The following is a 568-nucleotide window of genomic DNA, read 5'->3' as shown; positions in this document are numbered from 1 at the left end:
CTGACGAAGACCACGCTGTTGCTGAACAATTCGGTGTGTGGGGCGAAAAGAAATTTATGGGCAAAGTTTACGATGGCCTTCACCGCATCAGCTTCTTAATCAATGAAGAAGGCGTGATTGAGTACGTATTCAACAAATTCAAAACGAAAGATCACCACGAAGTGGTTCTGAACTACCTAAACGAAAACGCCTAATGCGAGCTCGTTTAGAGTCATACGTTAAGAGTTAACGTTCTAAGAATCGAAAAAGCCCAGCATTGATTGCTGGGCTTTTTATTCAATCGAATAATCACTGAGCTTTGCTCAATGTCGAACGCGTTACTCTTGGACGGGTTCGCTCTCTTCGGTGCTTGGTAGCGCATTCCAAACGGCTTTCACTCACGTCGCTAATGGGATCGCAAAGACGACTCCCTTGAATCCCCACCAACCGCCAAACACCAGTACCGCAATAATAATCGCAACCGGGTGAAGGTTAACCGCTTCTGAAAATAGAACTGGCACAAGCACATTACCATCTAGCGCTTGGATGATGCCGTAAGCCAGCAACAACCAGTAGAATTGTGGCGTCA

General features: G+C 46.1%; 1 protein-coding gene and 1 pseudogene. One reads left to right on the top strand and one right to left on the bottom strand.

Going from position 1 to position 568, the window contains the following annotated elements; genetic code table 11:
* Positions 1 to 194 (top strand): annotated as a pseudogene (locus tag R8N47_RS27270) (thioredoxin-dependent thiol peroxidase); the annotation flags it as partial.
* Positions 195 to 377: 183 nt separating this feature from the next.
* On the opposite strand, the gene R8N47_RS27265 reads toward R8N47_RS27270, so the two are convergent.
* On the bottom strand, positions 378 to 568 hold a 191-nt coding region (locus R8N47_RS27265; RefSeq protein ID WP_318186373.1), incomplete at its 5' end, for an AI-2E family transporter.

Source organism: Vibrio sp. 2132-1 (assembly GCF_033344315.1).
This window is presented reverse-complemented; position numbering and strand designations above follow the sequence as displayed.